Source organism: Flavobacterium sp. FlaQc-52 (assembly GCF_044007495.1).
Lineage (GTDB): Bacteria > Bacteroidota > Bacteroidia > Flavobacteriales > Flavobacteriaceae > Flavobacterium > Flavobacterium cupriresistens.
Map to the genome: position 1 here is coordinate 18,283 of NZ_JBIPCV010000019.1, position 23,654 is coordinate 41,936.

Sequence of the window (23,654 nt, forward strand, 5' to 3'; positions counted from 1 at the left end):
CTTTAATATTACGTTAAGACTAAGGTTGAGAAAAGATTTAGACAAAAGCAAAGACTGCGACTGCAACTGAAAACTGCGACTGAGAGTGAAGACTGCGACTGAAAGCTGAAAACTGAATACTTTTTTTGCTTCCTCTTTTAATTAGTTTTAAATTTGCATCCATAAAACAAAACACAACTAAAGGATAATGAGCAATACAATCACAACTACAGATTTTAATTTCCCGAATCAGAAATCAGTTTATCGCGGAAAAGTTAGAGAAGTTTACAATATCAATGAGGAACTTTTGGTAATGGTGGCGACCGACAGACTTTCGGCTTTTGATGTAGTTTTACCAAAGGGAATTCCATACAAAGGGCAAATTTTAAATCAGATTGCTACAAAGTTCATGGAATTAACGCAAGATATTGTGCCTAATTGGTTGATTGCAACTCCGGATCCAAACGTGGCTGTGGGGCATTTGTGTGATCCTTTTAAAGTTGAAATGGTTATTCGTGGTTATGTTTCAGGACATGCTGCACGTGAGTATGCTGCAGGAAGAAGACAAATTTGCGGTGTAACAATGGCGGAAGGTTTAAAGGAGAATGATAAATTTCCGGAACCAATTATCACACCAACTACAAAAGCAGATAACGGTTCTCACGATGAAGACATTTCGCGTGAAGCTATTTTATCAAAAGGAATAGTTTCAGAAGAAGATTATATTGTTTTAGAAAAATATACCCGTGCTTTATTTCAAAGAGGGACTGAAATTGCCGCAAGTCGTGGTTTAATTTTAGTAGATACAAAATACGAATTCGGAAAAACAAAAGACGGTGTAATCGTTTTGATTGACGAAATTCATACTCCGGATTCTTCCCGTTATTTTTATGCTGACGGATATGAGGAAAGACAGGAAAAAGGAGAAGAGCAAAAACAATTATCAAAAGAATTTGTACGTCGTTGGTTGATCGAAAATGGTTTTCAAGGTCAGGACGGACAACAGATTCCTGAAATGACAGAAGCTTACATCGAATCTGTTTCAGAAAGATATATTGAGTTATACGAGAATATTTTAGGAGAGAAATTTGTAAAAGCTGATATTGCCAATATTGATGCACGTATTGATAAAAACGTAAAGGAATATCTTGCTGATAAAGCTTAATTTTAAGTTTTAAGAGTTTATTTTAATAGAAAAAGCGCAATCCAATTTGTTTGGATTGCGCTTTTTTATTGAGGTTCTTTACTTGTTTTTTGATTTTTTTGATTTTTTTTTTGATTTAAATGTAACGTTTTAGGTTTTTTAAGCGTCTATATAGATAGTAACTGTTATTTAGAAGACAACATTTTTGATGCAACCCTGCTAAATTACAGTTTACAATTAAATCAATCAATCAATCAATCAATCAATCAATCAATCAATCAATCAATCAATCAATCAATCAATCAATCATGAAAAAATCAGTAATCATTCTAGGGACAGCTTTTGTTTTATTTGCAAATGTATCAGTAGCTTCAAATCACAAGCCGTTGGTAAAAGATCAAATCGAGTTTTCTGCTTATGAATCTTCGCCATTACATATTGCAGTGTGCAACGGGGATCTTGATAGCGTTAAAAAAAGTATCGAATACGGGGCAGATGTCAATAAATTATCAAGAGACATGTCTCCTCTGATGTTGGCAGCACGATTTAACAGAGTAGATATTATTAAAGTTTTATTAGAAAATGGAGCCAAGCCTTCACTTGAAAATGATAAAGGCTTAAAAGCGTTAGATTATGCCAAATATTCGAAAGCTACAGAGTCTATTGCAATTCTGAAAGGTTTGTAATAAAGGAAACCATTAAAAAAGAGAAAACCGTCATTAACAAACTAATGACGGTTTTCTTTTTTTTACAAAGATTCGTTTTTATTCTGTTCCTTTGAATCTGAAAATTATTCCTCGCAAAGACGCAGCGTCGCAAAGTTTTTATTTCCTAGCAATTTTTGAACCTGATCTTTTATTCTTCCATCTTTGCTTTTAAATTATCCAAGCCTTTTTGTAAATCATTTCCAATCATCTGGTCCATTTTCATAAAAGGCAACATGATATTCATAGGGTAGGGGATAACACCGTTTATGCCCCATTTTACTTTGGTCTGATCCGCTGCTAAACTTTCGGTCGACATAAATCCGACAGCAGTATCGTTCATCGGCTCCTTAAACCTGAGAGCAAAATCCAATCGTTTTCCTTCTGTAATTTTGGTGATTTCCTGTTCACCCACACCAACCTCTTTTACTTTACTCTCCCAGGCCGATAATGCACCAACACTACCGTCTGTTCCTTTGTAAGTCAATTTCATTTTGGGATCGATATTGGCCCAGACGCTAAATTCATTTTGATTTTTTAAATATCTGACATAAGTAAAAATACTATCGACCGGTTTATGGATGATAATTTCTCTTTCAACGGCATAATTTCGAGGCATAAAGTAAGCCGTAATTAATACGATTGCTGCAACTAAGATTAAAGCGGCCAGAATTTTTTTGATTGCTCCCATTTTTTTTGGTTTAAAGGTTATTTAAATGATTTGGTAATGGTGAAAATGATTGGTCAATTATTTTATTAGCCGTTTTCTTTATAAAAAAACGACAAAACGTAAAGCTATATACTTAAGTTTTATCCTACTTTTTTATTTTTTTTGAAAATAAGTAATTTAGATCATTAATGTATGAATTATTGGCCGAAAATTTATTTTTCATTAAAAAAACAGCCCTTTTTTGAGTATTACTTCAAAGTAAAGTTAAAAAAGTAATGTTTTGGTTTTACATTTTTGGGAAAATTTGATAAATATTTTTTAGAAATATTCGTTTTTGTGTAACATTTCTACCTTTGCAGCGTCTTTTATACAGAATTAAATAACGATTGGGTGGTATTATTTAGGAATCATTAACAAAACGTTAAGAATTAGTTAAAACATAGTACCTTGTAATGCAAAATACCAAAATATTATTTACATTTGTATAGAATTTAAAAGATCATCAATCATATTTTATCAATCAATTTAACAAACAAAACCATTATGAAAAATTCAGTTATTTATTTAGGATTAGCTTTAGTAACATTTGCAAATGTATCAATGGCTGCAAATCACAAAACAGTTGTGAAAGATCAAATTGTACTATCTATAGACGAAGATGCAACACCATTAAACGTTGCTATTAGTAAGGGTGATATTGACGGAGTTAAGAAATTTATTGAATACGGAGCTAATGTAAACGAACAGTCAGGTGATATGTCTCCTTTAATGACTGCAGCACGTTACAACAAAGTTGAAATTATTAAAGTTTTATTGGCTAGTGGAGCACGTCCATCTGATAAAAACGAAAGAGGATATACAGCTTTGAAATATGCACAATTATCAAACGCTACAGATGCTGTTGCCCTTTTGAAAGATTTAAAATAAGATTTTAGATTAGTTTAAAAGAGTTTAAGTTAGTTAAAAACGATCTTCATGAGCAGAGGGTCGTTTTTTTTGTTTAAAAATGTTTCAGTTGATGCTTAGAATAGGTCAGTTTTAGATTTGGATTAGCTTTCGCGAGCCACCAGTTAATCATCTTGACGAAATAAAGAATCAATACGAAAATCTGTGGAGTAGTAAAAATCTCGCGGAGTCGCAAAATCGCAAAGTTTTAATTAGAAAGTAGAAAAAAAGCTTTGAGACTCCATGACATTTCGAGAAACCCAAATTGAAAAGTGGAAAACAGAAGGGTAAAACTTAAAAATAAGAAGAGAAAACTTAGCGGCTTGGCGTTTTTGCGAGACTGTTAAAGCGAGAAGTTAGGAAATTGGTACTTTATGACCATTTTTTACACGCAGATTTAGCAGATAGCAATGATAAAAAAATCCGCCAAAATCCGCTAAATCTGCGTGCTATTTTATTTTAGCATTTCCCGCCCCGTAAAGACATTCTGTAAAAGTCAACAACTCTTTATTATCTGCCACAGATTAAAAAGATTGGAAGGATTTAGATAAAAAAAAACCACTCCGGAAGAGTGGTTTTTTTGAAGTTGTTTATTCAATCGGTACGTGTTTTTTGCGGTTGAAGACCCAGAAGATAATCGGAAACACTAATAAGGTTAAAATCGTGGCGGTAATCAATCCTCCAATAATTACGATGGCCAATGGTTTTTGCGATTCAGAACCAATTCCTGTTGAAATGGCTGCAGGCATTAGACCTATAGATGCCATGAGGGCTGTCATTACAACGGCTCTTGTTCGTGCCTTTACCCCCATAAAAATAGATTCCTCGAGGCTAAACTTCGCCTTTAGATTATGATGGAATTCCGAGATCAGAATAACGCCATTCTGAATACAAATCCCAAGTAAAGCAATAAAACCAACACCAGCCGAGATTCCGAAATTCATACGGGTAAGATGCAAAGCAATAATACCACCGATAATAGCAAATGGAACATTAGCTAAAACAAGTAAGGAATCTTTAATATTTCCAAAAAGGATAAATAACAAGACAAATATCCCGATTAAACTTATGGGAACAACTTGTGCTAAACGTGCACTGGCACGCACTTGATTTTCAAATTCTCCCGTCCATCCGGTAGTATAACCTTGTGGTAGTTTCATTTTGTCTACTTTTTGCTGTGCTTCGGCAATGGTACTTCCTAAATCACGATCACGAACAGAGAATTTAACCCCGATAAAACGTTTGGTATTGTCTCTATATATGAAAGCCGGACCTGTAATGGTCTTGATGTCTGAGATTTCTTTTAAAGGAATTTTTATACCACTAATCGTTGGTACTTTTATTTCTTCCAAATCTTTTTCGTCTTTTCTGTATTCTTGAGAAAAACGAACTCTCACATCAAATTTTTTCTCGTCTTCGTATTTTTCTGTGGCTGTTTTTCCTCCAAAAGCAAGTTCAAGTACCGCTTGGGCATCGCTCAATGTAACACCGTAGGCAGCCATTTTTTCTCTGTCCAGAATAACACTGATCTCCGGTTGTCCCACATTGCGAAGTATTCCGGCATCTTTTATACCGGGAATGTTTTTAATTTGGGCCAATACCTCATTGGCCAGTTCATCGAGTTTGTTAAGATCATCACCGTATATTTTTACGGCATTAGAAGCTTTAAATCCTGCTACAGATTCGGCTACATTATCAATAACGGGTTGTGAATAATTATAGGTAATGCCCTGATGGACTTTTAATTTTTGATCCATTTGATTGATCAGGTCGTCCATCGTAATTTTTCGCGTCCATTCTGCTTTTGGTTTTAGATCAACCTGAAGCTGAATAAACCCAAAACCGTTTGGATCGGTTCCGTCATTACTTCTTCCGGTTTGTGACAGCACTTTTTTTACTTCGGGAAAACTTTCAAGGTCTTTTCGGATCATAGCAGCTGTTTTTACACTTTCAGGAAGAGAAGTACTCATTGGTAATTCTGCGGTTACCCATAAGGCACCTTCATTTAATTGGGGCAAGAATTCAGTTCCAAGAAAGGTTGCAGAAAAGAAAACGGTTGCCAATAAAACGATTGAAGCGATTAGTGTTTTGGTTTTGTGTTTGAAAGTCCAGGCAAAACCTTTACCTACTATTCGGTCCCAAAAGTTGACAAACGGATTGTGCTTCTCTTTTACATTTTTATTTAAAAGGATATGGGATAAGACCGGTACCAGTGTCAAAGTAAAAATTAAGGCTCCCATTAAAGCAAATCCTAAGGTATAGGCGAGGGGAGAGAACATTTTTCCTTCTACTTTCTGAAAGGAGAAAATAGGTAGTAAAGCGGTAATAATGATTAGTTTAGAAAAGAAAATCGCTTTCCCCATTTCTGTTCCGGTTCTTTTAATCAGACTGCCTTTTGCTATTTTATTAAAAGCAGGCATTCCTAATTGATGTGCCCGACGGTCTAATACAACAAATAATCCCTCAACCATTACCACGGCGCCATCAATGATAATTCCAAAATCGACGGCTCCTAAACTCAATAAGTTGGCACTCATTCCCATCATTTTGAGACATAAAAACGCAAACAACAGCGACAGCGGAATAACGATAGAAACGGTAAAGGTAGTTCTCCAATCGGCCATAAAAAGAAAGACGACACAAGTAACCAGAATAATACCTTCAAATAAGTTGTGCATTACCGTTTCGGTGGTGAAATTCATCAGATTATCACGATCATAAAACGTTTCTAATGTAATGTCTTTTGGAAGGATATTGTCGTTAAGATCCTTTATTTTGGCTTTGATGAGTGCCAGAGTTTCCTGAGGATTCTCCCCTTTACGCATTACAATAATTCCTTCAACCGCATCATCATTATCCCCGATTCCGGTTTGTCCGACTCTTGGCATCGAACTTTCATTTACTGCCGCTAAGTTTTTAACCAAAATTGGATTTCCTCCTGCATCGTCAACAATAATATTTTCAATATCCGGAATAGATTTTAATAACCCTACACCACGAACTACAAACGCCTGTCCATTTTTTTCGATTACATCACCACCAACATTTAGATTTCCTGCATTGACTGCATTATAAACCTGAAGAGGAGTAATGTTGTATTTGGCTAATTTTATCGGATCAACGGCTACTTCATAAGTTTTAGTCTGCCCTCCAAATACATTTAGATCGGCAACACCGGGAAGGGAGCGCAGTTGTTTGTCGATCACCCAGTTTTGATAGGTTAATAATTCCCTGCTGTCTCTGCTTTTACTTTTTATAATATATCTGAAAATTTCTCCTGTTGGACCGTATGGAGGCTGAACGTCCGGTTCGACATCATCGGGTAATGACACATTTTTAAGGAGATTGTTAACCTGAAAACGGGCAAAAGTATCATCTACACCATCATCAAAAATAATTTTGATAACCGATAAACCAAACATGGTAATACTGCGAACGCTGGTCTTTTTTTGCACCGAGTTCATCGAAATTTCGATAGGAGAAGTAACAAAACGTTCCACTTCCTCAGCACTTTTCCCGTTCCATTGTGTGATGATAATGATCTGTGTATTAGTTACATCAGGAAAAGCATCAATAGGCATGGTTTTGAAAGAAATAAATCCTGCAACGGCCAGTAATCCCACCCAAAAGAAGGTAAATGCTTTGTTCTTTAGCGAGAAAGCAATAATGTTTTTTATGAATTTGTTCATTTTAAAAAGTATTTTTAATGATGAATTTTATGTTTTAATTCGTTTTATAATTGGCCTTAGAATTCGGTATGAAAACGCAATGCGAAAAATTGTGCAGGCCCTCTATCTCTATTATAAGCCGGATTTAATGCAAATTGATAATCGGGCGAAAGCGTAAAATGGGTTTTGGGAATTAAAAAGGAGTAAAAAACTTCTACGATTTTTTCTGTTCCATAATTTAAAGTACCATCACCAATCATAAAACCATTTCCTCCTAATCTTTGGTATTCTTCATGAGACTTGGATAGTCCGTTAACCACTATTGCGATTCCGCCAAAATCCTCTTTACGGTTCCACATTTTTCCTTTTAGATTCATTCCCAAGGATGCTGATCGGTCAATTTCGGTAAAGGCCCAGGTTTCATTTTTACCATCATTATAACTCATTCGGGCAAATAATCCCCAGTTGTCTCCATGTGTGTAATCGGCATTGAGACCGATGCCATATTTTGTGCGACCATTTTTACGGACACTTTTAATATCCGGTATTGTTATAAAATTAGCGTTGGCCTCATCGTAATTTCCCATTCCGGCTACATTGCGAAATCCTAATAATTTAATAACGCTGGTATCAGAATTGGCAAACGTTATTTTTTTCTCAATCTCCAGATTAAAAGCATTCGAATCATCAAAGCTAAAGGCTACATTTGGACCGTTGGCATAGGTGGGTACCGCTACCATGGCGGTTCTGATTTGCCAGGTATCAAATTGATAATTGGCATAAAGTCCAACGGTATATCCTCTGGTATTTGCTGCATAATCCCAAGCTCCATTGGCCATTAATGACCAATTTAAAAACTGGGTTCTGGGATCATGAGAGTACGCATTTCCATCAAAATAATCAGACAATCCAAATTTTCCAAAAACGAATTGCAGTGATTGATTGTTTTTTAATTGAAACTGCTGCTCCAAAAGCATTCTTGCCACATATACGACCGGTTTTGTATCTCCGATTCTGAAGGTTTCTCCGTTAGGAAAGCCCCCTAAACCTCTTGCCTGAGACAGCCCTTCACCTCCTGACATTTCGGGATTAAAGGTGACTGTTGCTCCTTTCCACAACGGGACATTTAAATATAGAGTTGATGTTAAGGACAAGGCTTTTTCTTCTTTTGGACTTAAACTGTTTGTTCCTTGATAAGGAGAATGAAAAGCCGGTTGGTATTGGTATATTGATGTCATTTGAAATTTCAGACTATAACTGCGTATCGAATCTCTTTCCTGCGAAAAAGATAACGCAGAAAACAGGAAGAGTCCGAAACTTGTTATAGTGACTAGTTTTACCATTTGGCTAATTGTTTAAGGCACCGTATATAAACAATTGATTGTTGGTGATTACCTTCTCATTTTCTTTTAGTCCGCTCGAAATATAGGTTACGTCACCAACTACTCTGTACACGTCCACTTTTCTGGTTTCAATATTGTTACGGTCTTTAAAAATCACGACAAAGTTTTTACTCTTATCAAAAACGATTGCTTTACTTGGTACGGCTATCATAGACTCATTTTCGTCGAAGGATAATTTTATGCTGGCATTCATATCCGGTTTTAATAAGTACCCCGGATTGCTTAATTTTATACGTGCCTGCATGGCTTTGGTTTCAGGATCGATCACATTATAGATCTTGTCTACTTTTCCTTTAAAAACCTGATCGGGATAACTTAGCGTAGTTACAGCAGCTGCAGTGCCCAGTTTGACTTTATTGATGTCAATTTCGTTAATGTTAGCCATGGCCCATACTTCGCTAATTTCGGCGATATCAAAAATGTTTTCAGTACGATCATTTCTCAAAAGCATGTCCTGATTGATGCTTTTTTGAATGATAAAACCGCTTATTGGTGCTGTTACTTCATAGATAGAACCGGCTTTGATATTGTAAATTTTATAGGTTTCCTGAATTTTACTGACCTGTGATTGCGCTTTATTTACTTCCGATTTTGCCTGTAAGACATCACTCTCCGAGTTTAATTTGCCGTCATATAATTCCTGAGCTACTTTCAGGCCGTTTTTTGCTACCAATAAATCATTTTTGGCATCTATAGCCTGTTTTTCGAAGTCGGCAACATCAGTACTTTTTATCGAGGCTAGGACTTGTCCCTTTTTTACATAGTCTCCAAGTTCAACATTCACTTTTAATACACTTCCGCCAACAAGCGGGTAAACGTCAATCATTTTGTTGTTGTCGGCCGTAATTTTACCATAAAAACTCAGTACATTTTTTACGGGCTGTTTTTCTGCCGGTGCAGTAGTGGTTGTTTTTAGCATGGCATCGCTTAGTACAAAAGAGGTATTGGTATCGGGATTTTCAACTTCTTTTTTGCAGCCGGTTATCGATAAACTTACAATCGCAATTCCTATAATTAGTTTATGTTTCATCTTTAGTTTGTTTTAGAATAAGTCTTTATTGATTGTGCTATTTAATTCTTCACCGGAAAGGGCTACTTTTTTCTTTATTTCGTTTACCTGAATGGTGGCCTGATTGTAACTTTCCATAAAATCGGTAAATTCTAAAATACTGATGTTTCGTTTTTGAAAATTGGTCAGGATTCCATTGTAAACCGCTTCAAAGTCAGCATTCACCGTTGGTTTTATCACGCTGTAATTTTTTCGTGATTCGTCCCACTTGGTCCAGGCCGATGTGATTTCGGTTTGCAATTGCAATTCAAAATTTTGTTTGTCAATTTTAGATTGTTCGAGAATCGTCTGTGCGTATTTGATATTTCCTTTGTTTTTGTTCCAAAGTGGGAGTGGAATCCCAATGGTCAAGTTACTTTCTTTGTTAAAAGCACCACTGCGCTGATCGTAGTTGGCTCCCAGAGTAAGGTCAGGAATCGATAGTGATTTTTGCCATTTTACATTTATTTCGTTGGCATCAATTTCTTTTTGTTTGGCCTGATAGTCCGGTCGATTGGCAATGGCATCGGTTTCGAATTTCTTTAAATCGAAGTCAATCGTTTTAAGATACTTATCAAATTCTTCTTTGGAAACTACAGGAATTACATTTTCAGTTTCATTTAATAATAATTTTAAGTTGGCCTGTTCGTCAATGTTATCATTTACAGTTTCCATTCTTGCATTTTTAAAATTTAGAAAAAGAGATTGCAAGCGAACAACATCTTTTAAAGGAACATTGCCTTTTTGAGCCTGAATAGTATAAGAATTGATCAAATCTTCCAGATGAACGACTTGTTTGTCTGTGGTTTCCAGATTCTTGATGTTGAAATAAACAGTATAAAAACTTTTGCGTAATTGAAGTTTTAATGTTCGCAGAAGATCGTTAAATTGAAGTTCTGCCAGTTGTTCATTGGTTTTGGCCAATTTTACTTCATTGCGTTTTTTTCCGCCTAAATAGATGAGTTGTTCGATTCCAAAAGCCTTTTGCCCTTCTTTTCCAATATCAAAATACTGATTCCGTTCCGGGTTATAAGCATTCAATTCAGCTGTAAGAGTGGGGTTATCCCAAATTCGGGCTTGAATGGTCATGGCTTTTGATGCATCAATATTGTATTGAGAAGCCAGTAACAAGAGATTCTTTTTTAAAAATTGAGCCTCACAGTCTTGAAGGGTGACCGTTTTTTGAGCCATTGCAGCCTGATTAAGCATTGCGAATAGGAGTAATGCAAATAACTTTTTCATTGTATCATTTTTAGTTTGTACAAATATGCTATCGACAGACTTTAAGACACCTTAAAATCTACCTTAAAAATAGCTTAAAATTACTTACAAATGAAAAGTTAACCGAAATAAATTCGTGTTAATATTTGATAATGAGTAGCTTATGGTTGCTTTGTGTAGCGTGAGGATTCGTTGAACAATTCGCAATCCAAGGCCAAATCCGGTTGTTCCTTTTGAATTTTCTCCACGCATAAAAGGCTGAAAAAGGTTTTTTTGCTCTTCTTCACTTAAGGTAATTCCGGTATTAGAAACAGAGAGAATTAAATGGTGGTCGTCTGAACTAATTTTAACTGTTGCCTGTTTGTTGTCTGAGTATACACAGGCATTTTTGAGAACATTGCTCAAGGCAATTTCCAGTAGGTTTTTATTCCCTTTTATTTCTAAAGCGGTATCGAGATTTTCATTTTCTTCAATTTCAAATAGAATTACAAAATCAGGAAAACTTTTATTCAGATTTTCAATAGCAGAAAAGAGGATTTCATCCATGCGATGTATTTCTGTATTTTCGCCTCTGTTGGTATCTACTTTAGACAAAATCAATAAGGAGTTAATCAGTTCTGTTAATTGATTTACGTCTGCTAATATATTGGTTAAAAAGGACTTATTTTCAGGACTCGTTTTAGGGTCTGCAACAGCATTTTCGATTTGCGAAGTGATTCTGGACAGTGGAGTTCTGAGTTCATGCGAAGCGTTTGCCGTGAATTCTTTCTGTTTTTGATAGGAGACTTCAATCCGGTCCATCATGAAATTGAATTCGTTGGCAATCAGATCAATTTCGTTTTTATTGCTTTTAGACTCAATACGGGTATCGAGATTGTTCTCGTTTATATTTTTTATTTTTTGATGAAAGGAATTCAGAGGATTCATCAGTTTTTTTACGGTAAAAGAAGTGATAATCCAACACAGACAGGTAAAGAAAAGATAAGATACAATTAAGGTATAGCGCAGAAAAAGCAATTTCTTTTTACCAAAATTGTCCGTCGCCGAGATCAGCGCATAAAAATCACGGTCGTTGGTATCGTAAAAAACGCCGTATACTTCATAATCACCTTGTTGTTTAAAAAAGGTTTTGTTCTTTTTTAAATACTTCAGATCATCAACAGACCACTTTATTTTGGCGTCATCAATACTGCTATAGATTAATTTGTAGTTAGAATCAAAAACCAGCGTTTTTTCGTCGTATAACTTATTGATGGAGTTCTGATCGATAATTTTAAGCAACTGATTGTCGATTTGCTTGACATTTACCAGAAGTTTTATGTTTGATAAAGCCTTAATCTCTAACCGGTCACGGAATTCTTCTTTTCTGTAATTGGAATATAAAATGAATATCACAGTCGAAGCCAAACCAAAAAGGATGGTAAACAGCAAACTGACTAATAGCGATATTCGATTTTTTAATGTCATTCCTGATCACTTAAATAATATCCGTAGCCAATTTTGGTACGAATGAGTTTTGTTTCGTGGTCTTTATCAATTTTTTTTCTTAAAAAATTAATGTAAACTTCAATAGTATTCTGATTGGTTTCGATGTGATAATCCCAAAGTTTTTCGGCAATAAATTGTTTAGACAGTACTTTTCCTTTAGCATGAGCCAAAATTAAAATGAGTTTAAACTCTTTTGGGGTTAGTTTTATTTCTTCGCCGGAGCGAAAGACTTTCATTTCTTCTTCCTGAATTTCTAAATCCTTAATAAGAATTTTTTTTTCGGTTTGTTGTGGAATGTCCTTTCGTCTTAAAAGCGAAGTTATTCGGGCATATAGTTCTTCAAAATGAAACGGTTTTACCAGATAATCATCGGCGCCATTGTCAAAAGAAGCGAGTTTATCTTCAATTTCGCTAAAAGCAGTCAGCATAATTATAGGTGTTTTTTTGTCGACTTGGCGAATGCCTTTGCAAACGTCTATTCCGGTTGTTCCGGGTACATTGATGTCCAGAATTATTAAGTCGTATTCGTTAGGAAGATACTTTTTTAATAATAAGGAGCCGTCGTAATAGGGAAAACACTCGAATTCTTTTGAGGTAAAGAATGTTGAGATTTCTTTTGATAAAGTAAAATCATCTTCGAGTAGTAAAATTTTCATGTTCTTTTTATATTGGTTAATTCGGTTATCCAATGTTTGTATCGAATAACCGAACCAATGTTTTATGAATCTCAAATAGAAGTTTAAAACGATGTGTTTTCATCTATTTATGATTGAGTTCTAAAAATATTTTTTGCCACGAATTTCGCCAATTGGCACGAACTAATTAGTGTAATTTGTGCAATTCGTGTTTAATTTTTTTGCCACAGATTAATAAGATTGAAATGATTTGATCTGTGGGGATTAATTTAATTCTATCTTTTTTTTCACGCAGATTTAGCAGATTTAGCGGATTTTTTATCATTGCTTTGGCGAAAATCTGCCTAATCTGCTAAATCTGCGTGCTATTTTTATCTTGCGTCTTTGAATTGCTTTAACTTTTATCACGCTGAATTAGCAGATTCTAACAAAAGAACTGATAAAAAATCCGTCAAATCCGCTTAATCCGCCAAATCCGCGTGCCATTTTTTTTACATCCCTTATTTGAAATACGAAAACGTTTCGTTGTTTTCGATTTTTAATATAGATTCATAAATCAACTGAATCACATTTTCAACATCTTCTCTGTGTACCATTTCTACAGTAGTATGCATATAACGTAAAGGTAATGAAATCAAAGCAGATGCTACACCACCGTTGCTATACGCAAAAGCATCTGTATCGGTTCCTGTAGCGCGCGAAGAGGCATGACGCTGGAATGGGATTTTGTTTTCCTCAGCAGTATCCACAATTAAATCGCGTAATTTATTTTGTACTGCAGGAGCATAAGCAATTACAGGACCTTTACCCATTTTTAGATCACCTTCTACTTTTTTGTCAATCATAGGAGTTGTCGTATCATGGCACACATCAGTAACTATGGCTACATTGGGTTTAATTGTTTGTGCAATCATTTCAGCACCACGAAGACCAATTTCTTCCTGAACGGAGTTTACGATATACAAACCAAAAGGAAGTTCTTTTTTGTTTTCATGAAGCAAACGGGCTACTTCAGCGATCATAAAACCACCCATTCTGTTGTCGATGGCGCGACACACAAATTTGTTTTCGTTCAGAATCATAAATTCATCAGGATACGTAATTACACAGCCCACATGAACGCCCATTGCTTCGACCTGTTCTTTGGTCTCACAACCTAAATCGATAAAAATATTGCTGATTTTTGGTGTCTCTTCTTTATCACGTAATCGGGTATGAATGGCCGGCCATCCGAAAACCCCTTTTACAATTCCTTTTTTAGTGTGAATATGCACTCTTTTTGAGGGAGCGATTTGGTGATCAGAACCACCATTTCTGATCACATATAGTAATCCGTCATCAGTAATATAGTTTACATACCATGAAATTTCATCTGCATGTCCTTCAATAACCACTTTAAAAGGAGCATCAGGATTGATAACTCCAACGGCTGTACCATAGGTATCAGTAATAAAGGTGTCTACATAAGGTTTCAGATAATCCATCCAAAGTTTTTGGCCTTCGCTTTCGTAACCGGTAGGTGAGGCATTATTAAGGTAGCTTTCAAGAAAAGCTATAGAGGTATCTTTTAAGATAGATTTTGTGCTCATAGAAAATTTTTTGCGCTAATTTATAAATTTGGTATTAGAGTTGTATATAAATATATAATTTTACATTTAAATTATGACTCCATGAGATTTACCTACTTTATTTTATTTTTTATATTGATTAGTTTTAAAAGTCAAGCCCAGGTTACCCCCAAAGAGAATCAGGAAATGGGCTATATATTGACTGAACAGGATACCATCTTAAATGATACTATCGAATTGCCGGAGATTATAATTTCTAAAGAGAAGCTGGATCCCGAGGCACAGAAGCAATTTCTTATTCTGCAGAATCGTGTTTATAAAACCTATCCTTATGCCAAAACAACCGCAGACAGGCTTACGGCCTTAAATCAGGGAATGGCACGTTTAAAAACAAATCGCGAAAAGAAAAAGTATTTCAAAATCGTTGAGGATTACCTTAACAATGAATTTGAAGACCGTCTTAAAAAACTTTCCAGAAAACAAGGACAAATACTCGTAAAACTGGTTCATCGCCAAACCGGAACTACGACCTTTGACCTTATCAAGAATTTAAAAAGCGGTTTCAAAGCATTTGTATCCAATACGACAGCTAATTTATTCGATATCAGCCTAAAAAGAGAGTACAAACCCTATGAAGTAAACGAAGATTATTTGATCGAAACCATACTCGTCAGAGCCTTCGAATCGGGCAGATTAATCAATCAAAAGCCCGCACATCCCGTTGATTACGATGATTTGAGTAATCATTGGCAGGAAAAAGCAAAAGAGCTGAAAGCAGCAAAATAAATAAACACATCTATTTAAAAAGACTTACCGGATTAATTTTTGGTAGGTCTTTTTTTATGTAGGATTAAACGTATTTTTTGAATTACAAATCGAGGAGTATTCTTTCTGCAGGATTTTAATGATTGTGTTTTGATTTTCCCAAGTAGCCCTTGCATTGGAGATCCTATTTAGGTTGTTTTTTTAGAATTTATTGATGCTTTTTGTTCTTTATTTAAGAATTTTCTCATTGTTATTGTTTGTTTTTAGGTGTATAGTTTGTTATGTTTACTTTTTTTTAACTATTAATTAACCAAAAAATACGCATATGATAAAAAAAATACTTAGCTTAATTGTGATGTTTTTTGCGACTACAATATGGTCGCAGGAGGGAATTCAGAAGGATTATTCTGTTTTTATAAACGGAAATAAAATACCGACCTCTGCCAATTTTAAAGAACAGGCCAGAGAATTTAAGAAGAATACAAACAAGCAAAAGCCTGTCGCAACTTACAGTTTGGTGCAATTTACCCAAATGCCATCTGTAAACGAGCAGCAAAAGTTAAAAGAGCAAGGCATTACATTGCTTAGTTATTTATCGAATAATGCTTATTATGCTTTAATTAATTCGAACTATTACAATAAAGGGGTTATTTCTTCTACTATCAGGACTGTTGTTACGGTAGATTCAAAGTATAAAATAGATCCAATGATTGCCACTGGAGCAATTCCGGATTATGCCTTAGAAGGAAGTAATAACGTTAAGGTTGTAGTAAGTTACTTTAAGGGAGTTGACAGTAAAGTTATTTCACAAAATCTGGCAGGTTTATTTGTGAAAAGCAGTAAGATCGACGAATCTTTTAATGAAGTTTATTTGGAAGCTTCCAGAGATAAATTGGAGGAAATAGCAAAACTAAACTGGGTTCAAAATATTGAACTGGTTGCTGCTCCTGTTGAAAGTGATAATAAGCCTGGTGTAACTTCTCATAAAGTAAATGTTTTAAGTTCAGCTATTCCCGGTTTAGGATACGGATTGACAGGAAAAGGGGTTAAAGTGGGTGTTTGGGATGGAAATCTGGAAAAACATAAAGATCATACCGGTAGAGTTACAATTAGAGAATATGAGTATAATTCTTCTCACGGAGCACACGTTTCCGGAACAATTGGCGGTGCCGGTTTGTTAGATCCAAGAGCCAGAGGTATGGCACCGGAGGTACAAATGTTTGGTTGGAATTTTAATACACAATCAAATGGTTTAAGTGTGCAACAAGAAAGAGTAAAAGCGGTAACAGAAGATGGGATCGAAATCACCTCTAATTCTTACGGATCCAGTCTTACTTCCGGATACAATGTGAGGAGATACGATAATGAAGATCGTGGAGACGATAATGTTACGGTTCTATATCCTTATCTTTTAAATGTGTATTCTAATGGAAATTCACAATCAGCATACCCGGGCGGTTTTAATACCTCTACTAAAAATTCAAAAAACTCATTGCACGTAGCAGCTAATAATCCTGATGATTTGATTAGTAATTACAGTAGTTTCGGACCAACGATTGATGGTCGCTTGGTACCACAAATTGCGGCAGTTGGCACAGATGTATATTCATTAGATTATAGTAATGGGTATTCAGTTAAGAGCGGAACTTCAATGGCAACACCCGGAACCAGTGGTACAATAGCTTTGCTCTACGAAAGATATAAAAATATTTATGGAGAAAAACCATTAGCCTCTTTAATGAAAGCGTTGGTTACAAATACGGCAATAGATGCCGGTAACCCGGGTCCGGATTATAAATATGGTTTTGGAAATTTGAATGGTCTAAGAGCGATTAAAGCTTTAGATAAAAGAATGTTTTATACGGCTACTGTAGCAGGCGGAGCAGTTTATGAAAAAGAAATTGTGGTGCCTGTGGGTTTAGTTTCTTTAAAAGTTATGCTTGCTTATTCGGATGTAGCAGGAACACCCGGGTCGACTTCTGTTCAGGTAAATGATTTGGATATTAAAATCGTAAAAGACGGTACTACGACCTTACCGTGGATTTTAAATCCAACAACTCCAAATGCAAATGCGACAAGGGGAGTAGATACGTTGAACAATATCGAACAAGTAACTTTAGATAATCCTGCTCCCGGAACCTATAAAATTGTGGTTACCGGTACAAGAGTTCCTCTTAACAGTCAGGAATTCTCGGTAGTATACGATTATGTGGCACCGGAATTAAGCCTGACTTATCCGATTGGTAGAGAAAAATTCAATCCGGAGACTACAGAATACATCCGTTGGGATTATGAAGGAGAAGCAAAAACGTTCACGATCGAATATTCACTTGATGGAGGAATAAATTATACAACACTAGCAAAAGAAGTTCCTGCTGCCGCAAGAAGTTTTGCCTGGAAAGTACCTGCAGCTGTGGTTGCAAACGCTAAGATAAGAATTAGTACAGGTGCAAAAGTAGATACTTCAAAAGAGGTATTTAATATTATTGCAGAGCCTAAAAATTTAGTGATTGCGCCAGCTGTCTGCGGTACTTCTTCCTATAAAATGGATTGGGATCCTATTGCAGGAGCAAAATATGAAGTTTTAAAAATGAACGGATACAAGTTTGATGTTGTCGCGACAGTTACAGAACCTACTTATACGTTTAATAATCTTACAGCAGGGGAAGACAATTGGTTCTCTGTTCGCACAATAGATGTCGCTACAGGAATTACTTCTGAAAGAGCTAAAGCAATAAACGTGGATCCGGTTTCACAGCCGGTTTTGACAGTTGCCAGTTTACCGTTTTTAGAAAACTTTAATGAAAGAAAAGCAACGAATTATGTTCTTTCCAAAGGAACTGCAGGTATTATAAAATATGAATATGTAAACGCAACACTACTGGACGGTGTAAAAATGGCAGGGTCCGGAAATGTATCTTTGACGCCATGGGTTGCAAGTACAACTGCGAATGCCTTTGCCAATAACCCGAATTTCATAAAAAAAATGTCTTTTTGCGATATTGATGCTACAGTACTGACAGGAAAAGTGATTCGTATGAAATTTAATTTAATTTGGAATAGTGTTGGCGCCGTTAATAAAAACTTTTTTAGAGTTTTGGTAAATGGAATCCCGCTAAGCAGTCATGAAAACATAGACGTTTATGCAGGAGCCACGCTATCAGGAAATACAGAAGTAATCTATGATTTGTCGGCATTCGCAGGAACAACATTTAGTATTGCTTTTGAAGCTGTTATGGATAATGATGCGAGTGTGGTTGGTAATGATACGGTGTACACTACTGTTTTTGTAGATAATGTTAGTCTTTTCGAAGCCACAACTACCGATTTGGCACTATCTTCATTAGTAGCCAATACTGCTTTAACAGCTACTGAGACCGTGACAATGAAAGTGTTTAACAATTCTCCTGTTGCAATAAGTACTATTCCTGTTTCTTATAAAATTAATGAAGAAACAGAAGTTAGTGAAGTTATTCCGGGACCCATTGCTCCTTTGAGCAGCGTGTCTTATGATTTTGTTCAGAAAGTCAATTATGCTACTCCGGGTGTTTACAAAGTTGTTGGCAATGTAAATTATACCGGTGACGCTGTTGTTGAAAATAATACAATTACAAAAACTGTTTATAATAATGGGACAGATGTTTTAATGGGGTCAGCTACCCCAAATACTACTTGTTCGGCGGTATTTACAGATAACGGAACACGTTTCACCAATTATAGTGATAATGTAACCCAGACCCTAACTTTTAAACCCGCTACAGCAGGCAGCAGTATAAAAGTAGATTTTACAACTTTTGATACGGAACAAGATTTTGATTATTTGTATGTTTATAATGGCCCTTCGGTTTCTGCAGCTTCATTGGTCGGCACTTTTACAGGCAATGCTTTGCCTTCATCAATAACATCTAAAGCAGCAGCAGGAGAGCTAACTTTTAGGTTTACTTCAGATTCAAACACAAATGGAGCAGGGTGGACCGCTGACATCAGTTGTGTTGCAAAACCAACCGTACTTGATGCTAGTGTCGCTGCTATAGTTACGCCGGAGATTCTTGGAAAAAAAACAAGTACAAATGATGTAACGATTAGAGTTAGTAATTTAGGCGCAACTGCTTTAACAAACCACCCGGTATATTATCAGGTAAACGGAGGAGCAAAAGTTGCAGAGACAGTTCCTGCTATAGCTGCTTATGCTACAGTAAGTTTTACTTTTGCAGCCAAAGCAGATTTGTCTGATGTTGGAGCAACTTACCTAATAAAAAGTGGTGTTGATATAACAGACGATAATAATAGTAATGATGCAAAAGAAAAGACAGTATATAACAAAAATGAACTACCTGTTCATGAGAATACCAGTGGATATGCCATTTCTAAATTGAAATGGAATGATGTTGTGAATACTTCAGGAACGACTGCCTATTCTGATTTTAAGAATATAAAAATTCCGGTATATCCGGGATTCACCTATCAGCCTGAGGTTTCAATCACCAAAACAGAAATACCAATCACAAGAGATCTGTCAGCAACTGCTGTTGGTGTGTTTACTATGATGGTTATTGATTTGAATGGAGATGGCAATCTAACCGATGAATTTTATGCAGGTAATTTTTGGGTAAACACAACACCTACTTCAGCTGCACCGGCAATTCCATCTACAACAAGTACCCATTATTTTAGAAATAATTTTTCATTGACAGGAGGTTTAACGATTCCTGCGAGTACGACAGCAGGTGAAAAATTGATGCGTGTTATCCATATGTTTCGTTCGCCGAATGAGTATTTTAACGTAAACCTTGGACCAACTATTGATGGATTAACAAGTTCAAGAGGAGATTTCGAGGTAGAAGAATATACCGTTAATGTATTGCCATTTACCGCTGCTGATGCAAGTGTAGAAAGAATTACAGCGCCTTTTAAATCTGCTAATAAACCTGTAACCGTAACAGCAGTTATACGCAATTTTTCGAACGCTGCAATCGCTAATTTCCCAATAGCATACAAAATTAATGGTGGAACCGAAGTGGTTCAAAATGTCAGTACCTCTATTGCAGCAATGGGAACAGCTACTTTTTCATTCATTACTAAAGCAGACTTAAGTGCGCCAAGAGATTATACAATTGAAGTATATACTAAATTGGCAAGTGATACAGATGTAACAAACGACAGTAAATCAATTTCACTTACACATGCGGCAAATTATGCTTCAAACGTAGTAGGGACTTTCGATGGTGTTGATGATTTTATAAAGACAGATGTTACACCAGCTCTGGATCTTACCAACAACTACACATTCGAAGCATGGGTTAACCAGAAGAAACCTTCTACTTTTGGTAGAGTTTTAGACAAAAGCAGGGCGTTAGTTTTTATTCACAACAGTAATAATGTAACGCTTTACAAAGAAAATAGTCTGGTAATTTCCATTACAACCGCTTCAGGTTCTTATGTAATCAATACTGGGGTAAACTCGATTAAACAAAACATTTGGCAGCATATTGCCTACACAGTGAGTTCAACTAATGTGTATACTGTTTATATAGATGGAGTTTCTGTTCCTTTTACTAGTACCGGTATTGCCGGGGCAGCTACTACAAATGCAACACTGCCGGCTTATATTGGTAACAATGCCACTTTAACACGTGGTTTAAATGGTAATATAGATGAAGTTCGTATTTGGTCAGGTGTTCGTGATCAGGCAACAATTTCCGGCAATGCAACGGTAAGATATACGGGTAATGAAGCTGGGTTAACAGGTTATTATTCTTTTTCCGAAGGTGATAAACAATTTGTTCATGATTCTTCTGCAAATGATAATACAGCTGTAGTAACAAATGCCGATTCTAATGGTTTAGGTGAAGGGAAATTCTGGAATATTCCTGTTCTGTTGCAAAAGGTAGATTTTGTAAATCAGCTTTCGTCCACTTACGATGCAGCAACCAAAACTTATACTGTATTGTTGAATAATGGATCCGATATAACGACAGCAGTTGCCAACTGGGGATTAGGAATGAATAGTATTGCAAAAATAAACGGAATAACACAAGTAAATGGTATTACAGCAAATGACTATACTAATCCACTTACGCTAACAGTTGAGGGAGTTGGTTTTAATACAGGAATTTCAGAAACGTATACTATTAAAGTGATTACCGATTTAAAAACGGAAAGCAAATTAATTTCGTATAATTTTACAACCGCATCAAATCCGGTGCTAACATCAGATATTAATACAGATATAACAGGAAACAATGTTACAAAAACAGTAGTCTTTGGAACTAATATTTCAAGTTTAAAAGCAGATTTTGCTGTCTCTCCGGGAGCAGAACTTTATATAGACGGTGTGAAGCAGTTAAATTCGAAAACAATTATATCAGATTATTCGAATAGTTTTCTGGTTACTGTTGTTTCAGAAAACAAACTTTCACAGACCAATTATACGGTTACATTAAATGCGAGAAATTCAGAAGCCAATATTTTGGCATATACGGTTTCAAATCAAGTAGGAACAAGTGTTATTGATCCGGTTTCCAAAACAGCTAAGGTTTTGGTTGATAATAATGCTGATTTAGCTACAGTAGTTCCGGTTTTCCAAATATCTGATTTTGCTACATTGCGTATCGGTACCTATTTTCAAGATAGTGGCGTTACGAGATTAAACTATACTTCGCCAGTTGTTTATAATGTATTGGCGCAAAATGGAGATATTGTAGATTGGACCATAACAATTGAAAGAGCCGCACCAACCATAACGCTTTTAGGAGATGCTATAGTTTCTATTAATAAAGGTTGTGTTTTTACCGATGCAGGTTATAGTGCAAAAGACAATTTAGGGGTTGATATTGGAGCAGGAGTTGTAGTTTCTGGTTCTGTCGATGTAAATACGCCGGGTCAATACATTCGTACTTATACCGTCAAAGACGCCTTGCAAAATCAAACTTCAGTAACTCGTATAATAAATGTATCAAGCACAGCATGTAGTTTAGGAGTAGATTCCAATACAATTGAAGGGTTTGTTATTTATCCAAATCCGGTAAAAGATGGGAAAGTGCACATACAAACAAGTTCTGGCAGTTCTAAAAACATCAGAATATCTGATATGTCCGGAAAAAAGGTGTTTACGATACGATCTGCTGACAAAGAAATAAATGTTTCTAGTTTGCCATCGGGAGTTTATATAATTAAAGTAGAGCAAGATGGTAAAACCGCAACGCAAAAATTAATTATCAAATAAGTTTCGTCTAGTATATTAAAAAAAAACAAGCCATCACAATAGCATTCAAAGTCGGTCTTGTTCTAATATACACCAAATCCACAACCCGACAGGTTTTTAAAACCTGTCGGGTTTGTTTGTTAAAGAGAGTAAGGTAGAGAATAACAGTTGTCCTTATATATATAGGTGTAACTAGATCCTTAATTATACGCCCTCAACCCGACAGGTTTTTAAAACCTGTCGGGTTTATTATTCTAAATCCACAAGCCCCAACATCAAAAAAAAGAAGAAACTTAGCGCCTTTGCGTCTTTGCGCGACTATCCAGAGTAAAGAGAGAGCCCGAGAAGCAAGAATAACTCCGAGAGTCTAACCCCTCAAAAGAGCAAAACCCCAGTAAAATCAGCCCTTCCAAAAGAACAGTAATAAGGCAAAATTATAAAAGAAAGAAAATTCCTAAAAACAACAAAAACCTAAGTTTTATAAAAACACCATTACCAGTAAGTTAAGAAAAAGATTGAAAAAAAGGTAAAAAAAGCAAAGTAAAAAGCTTGTAAAAGCGAATAAAGGGGCTACTTTTGCACCCGCAACGACGTAGACGTTCCCTGATAGACTGACAAGAAAAGAGGATTAATTTTTTAGAAAAGTTTGAGAAAACAAAATAAAAAAAAGATTCAAAAAAGCTTGTGAGATTTGAAAACGCTGCTTACCTTTGCACCCCGCAAAACACGCAAGTTCATTGAGAGATTGGTTAAGAAAAGAAGAAAATTGGAAACGAAAAGTTTCTAAAAAAAACTTCAAAAAAGTCTTGCCAGTTAAAAATAAAGATGTAGTTTTGCAGCCGCTTTGAGAAACAAGCGAAACACAGAAACACACGTTCGTAGACATATTGAATTGACAGCCGTTTTAACAGAGATGTTAAAACAAAAGAATAAGAGTAATAGAATCGAGAGATTCGAAAAGAACCGATAGAGAACGCATCGCAATATAATATAAAAAATATACGATGAAGAGTTTGATCCTGGCTCAGGATGAACGCTAGCGGCAGGCTTAACACATGCAAGTCGAGGGGTAGAGTTCTTCGGAGCTTGAGACCGGCGCACGGGTGCGTAACGCGTATGCAATCTACCTTTTACAGAGGGATAGCCCAGAGAAATTTGGATTAATACCTCATAGTATAATTGAATGGCATCATTTAATTATTAAAGTCACAA

At 35.8% G+C, this 23,654-nt stretch carries 13 protein-coding genes and 1 rRNA gene; 6 read left to right on the plus strand and 8 right to left on the minus strand.

What is annotated here, in order from left to right:
* The first annotated feature begins 187 nt into the window (after positions 1-187).
* Together ACHRV5_RS21780 and ACHRV5_RS21785 are read left to right on the plus strand one after the other, a co-directional pair.
* Complete coding sequence (locus ACHRV5_RS21780; RefSeq protein WP_047776560.1) at positions 188-1,144, plus strand: phosphoribosylaminoimidazolesuccinocarboxamide synthase; 957 nt, start codon at positions 188-190, stop codon at positions 1,142-1,144.
* A gap of 287 nt (positions 1,145-1,431) precedes the next feature.
* The gene (locus tag ACHRV5_RS21785) at positions 1,432-1,809 is read left to right on the plus strand and encodes an ankyrin repeat domain-containing protein (protein WP_395428202.1); all 378 of its coding nucleotides are present in this window, start codon (positions 1,432-1,434) and stop codon (positions 1,807-1,809) included.
* A 169-nt stretch (positions 1,810-1,978) separates the two neighbouring features.
* On the opposite strand, the gene ACHRV5_RS21790 is transcribed toward ACHRV5_RS21785, so the two are convergent.
* Complete coding sequence (locus ACHRV5_RS21790; RefSeq protein WP_395428204.1) at positions 1,979-2,518, minus strand: SRPBCC family protein; 540 nt, start codon at positions 2,516-2,518, stop codon at positions 1,979-1,981.
* 522 nt (positions 2,519-3,040) lie between these two features.
* Here ACHRV5_RS21790 and ACHRV5_RS21795 point away from each other — a divergent pair.
* On the plus strand, positions 3,041-3,424 hold the full coding sequence (locus ACHRV5_RS21795) for an ankyrin repeat domain-containing protein (protein ID WP_047776564.1): 384 nt from the start codon (positions 3,041-3,043) through the stop codon (positions 3,422-3,424).
* A 608-nt stretch (positions 3,425-4,032) separates the two neighbouring features.
* Here ACHRV5_RS21795 and ACHRV5_RS21800 read toward each other — a convergent pair.
* The 7 genes from ACHRV5_RS21800 to ACHRV5_RS21830 all read right to left on the minus strand — a co-directional run bounded on the left by ACHRV5_RS21800 (position 4,033) and on the right by ACHRV5_RS21830 (position 14,494).
* Positions 4,033-7,131, minus strand: coding sequence for an efflux RND transporter permease subunit (locus ACHRV5_RS21800; RefSeq protein WP_395428206.1), 3,099 nt, complete (start codon positions 7,129-7,131; stop codon positions 4,033-4,035).
* Between the two features lie 56 nt (positions 7,132-7,187).
* Positions 7,188-8,453, minus strand: a complete 1,266-nt coding sequence (locus ACHRV5_RS21805; protein WP_395428208.1) for a carbohydrate porin — start codon at positions 8,451-8,453, stop codon at positions 7,188-7,190.
* A gap of 4 nt (positions 8,454-8,457) precedes the next feature.
* A complete protein-coding gene (locus ACHRV5_RS21810; RefSeq protein ID WP_395428210.1) occupies positions 8,458-9,543 on the minus strand; it encodes an efflux RND transporter periplasmic adaptor subunit in 1,086 nt (361 codons plus the stop codon).
* A 12-nt stretch (positions 9,544-9,555) separates the two neighbouring features.
* Entirely contained in the window at positions 9,556-10,803 is a 1,248-nt protein-coding gene (locus ACHRV5_RS21815) for a TolC family protein (protein ID WP_395428212.1), read from the minus strand.
* Between the two features lie 84 nt (positions 10,804-10,887).
* On the minus strand, positions 10,888-12,249 hold the full coding sequence (locus ACHRV5_RS21820) for an ATP-binding protein (protein ID WP_395428214.1): 1,362 nt from the start codon (positions 12,247-12,249) through the stop codon (positions 10,888-10,890).
* Positions 12,246-12,926: a response regulator transcription factor gene (locus ACHRV5_RS21825; protein ID WP_047776571.1), complete on the minus strand. Its 681-nt coding sequence runs from the start codon at positions 12,924-12,926 to the stop codon at positions 12,246-12,248. The genes ACHRV5_RS21820 and ACHRV5_RS21825 overlap by 4 nt, the downstream gene beginning before the upstream one ends.
* Positions 12,927-13,405: 479 nt before the next feature.
* Positions 13,406-14,494: a M42 family metallopeptidase gene (locus ACHRV5_RS21830; protein ID WP_047776573.1), complete on the minus strand. Its 1,089-nt coding sequence runs from the start codon at positions 14,492-14,494 to the stop codon at positions 13,406-13,408.
* An 81-nt stretch (positions 14,495-14,575) separates the two neighbouring features.
* On the opposite strand from ACHRV5_RS21830, the gene ACHRV5_RS21835 reads away from it, so the two are divergent.
* The 3 genes from ACHRV5_RS21835 to ACHRV5_RS21845 form a co-directional block, all read left to right on the plus strand.
* Positions 14,576-15,259 (plus strand): DUF4294 domain-containing protein, encoded by a 684-nt coding sequence (locus ACHRV5_RS21835; protein WP_047776575.1) that lies wholly within the window; start codon positions 14,576-14,578, stop codon positions 15,257-15,259.
* Between the two features lie 304 nt (positions 15,260-15,563).
* Complete coding sequence (locus ACHRV5_RS21840) at positions 15,564-22,463, plus strand: S8 family serine peptidase (RefSeq protein ID WP_395428217.1); 6,900 nt, start codon at positions 15,564-15,566, stop codon at positions 22,461-22,463.
* 980 nt (positions 22,464-23,443) lie between these two features.
* A 16S ribosomal RNA gene (locus ACHRV5_RS21845) occupies positions 23,444-23,654 on the plus strand; the annotation flags it as partial.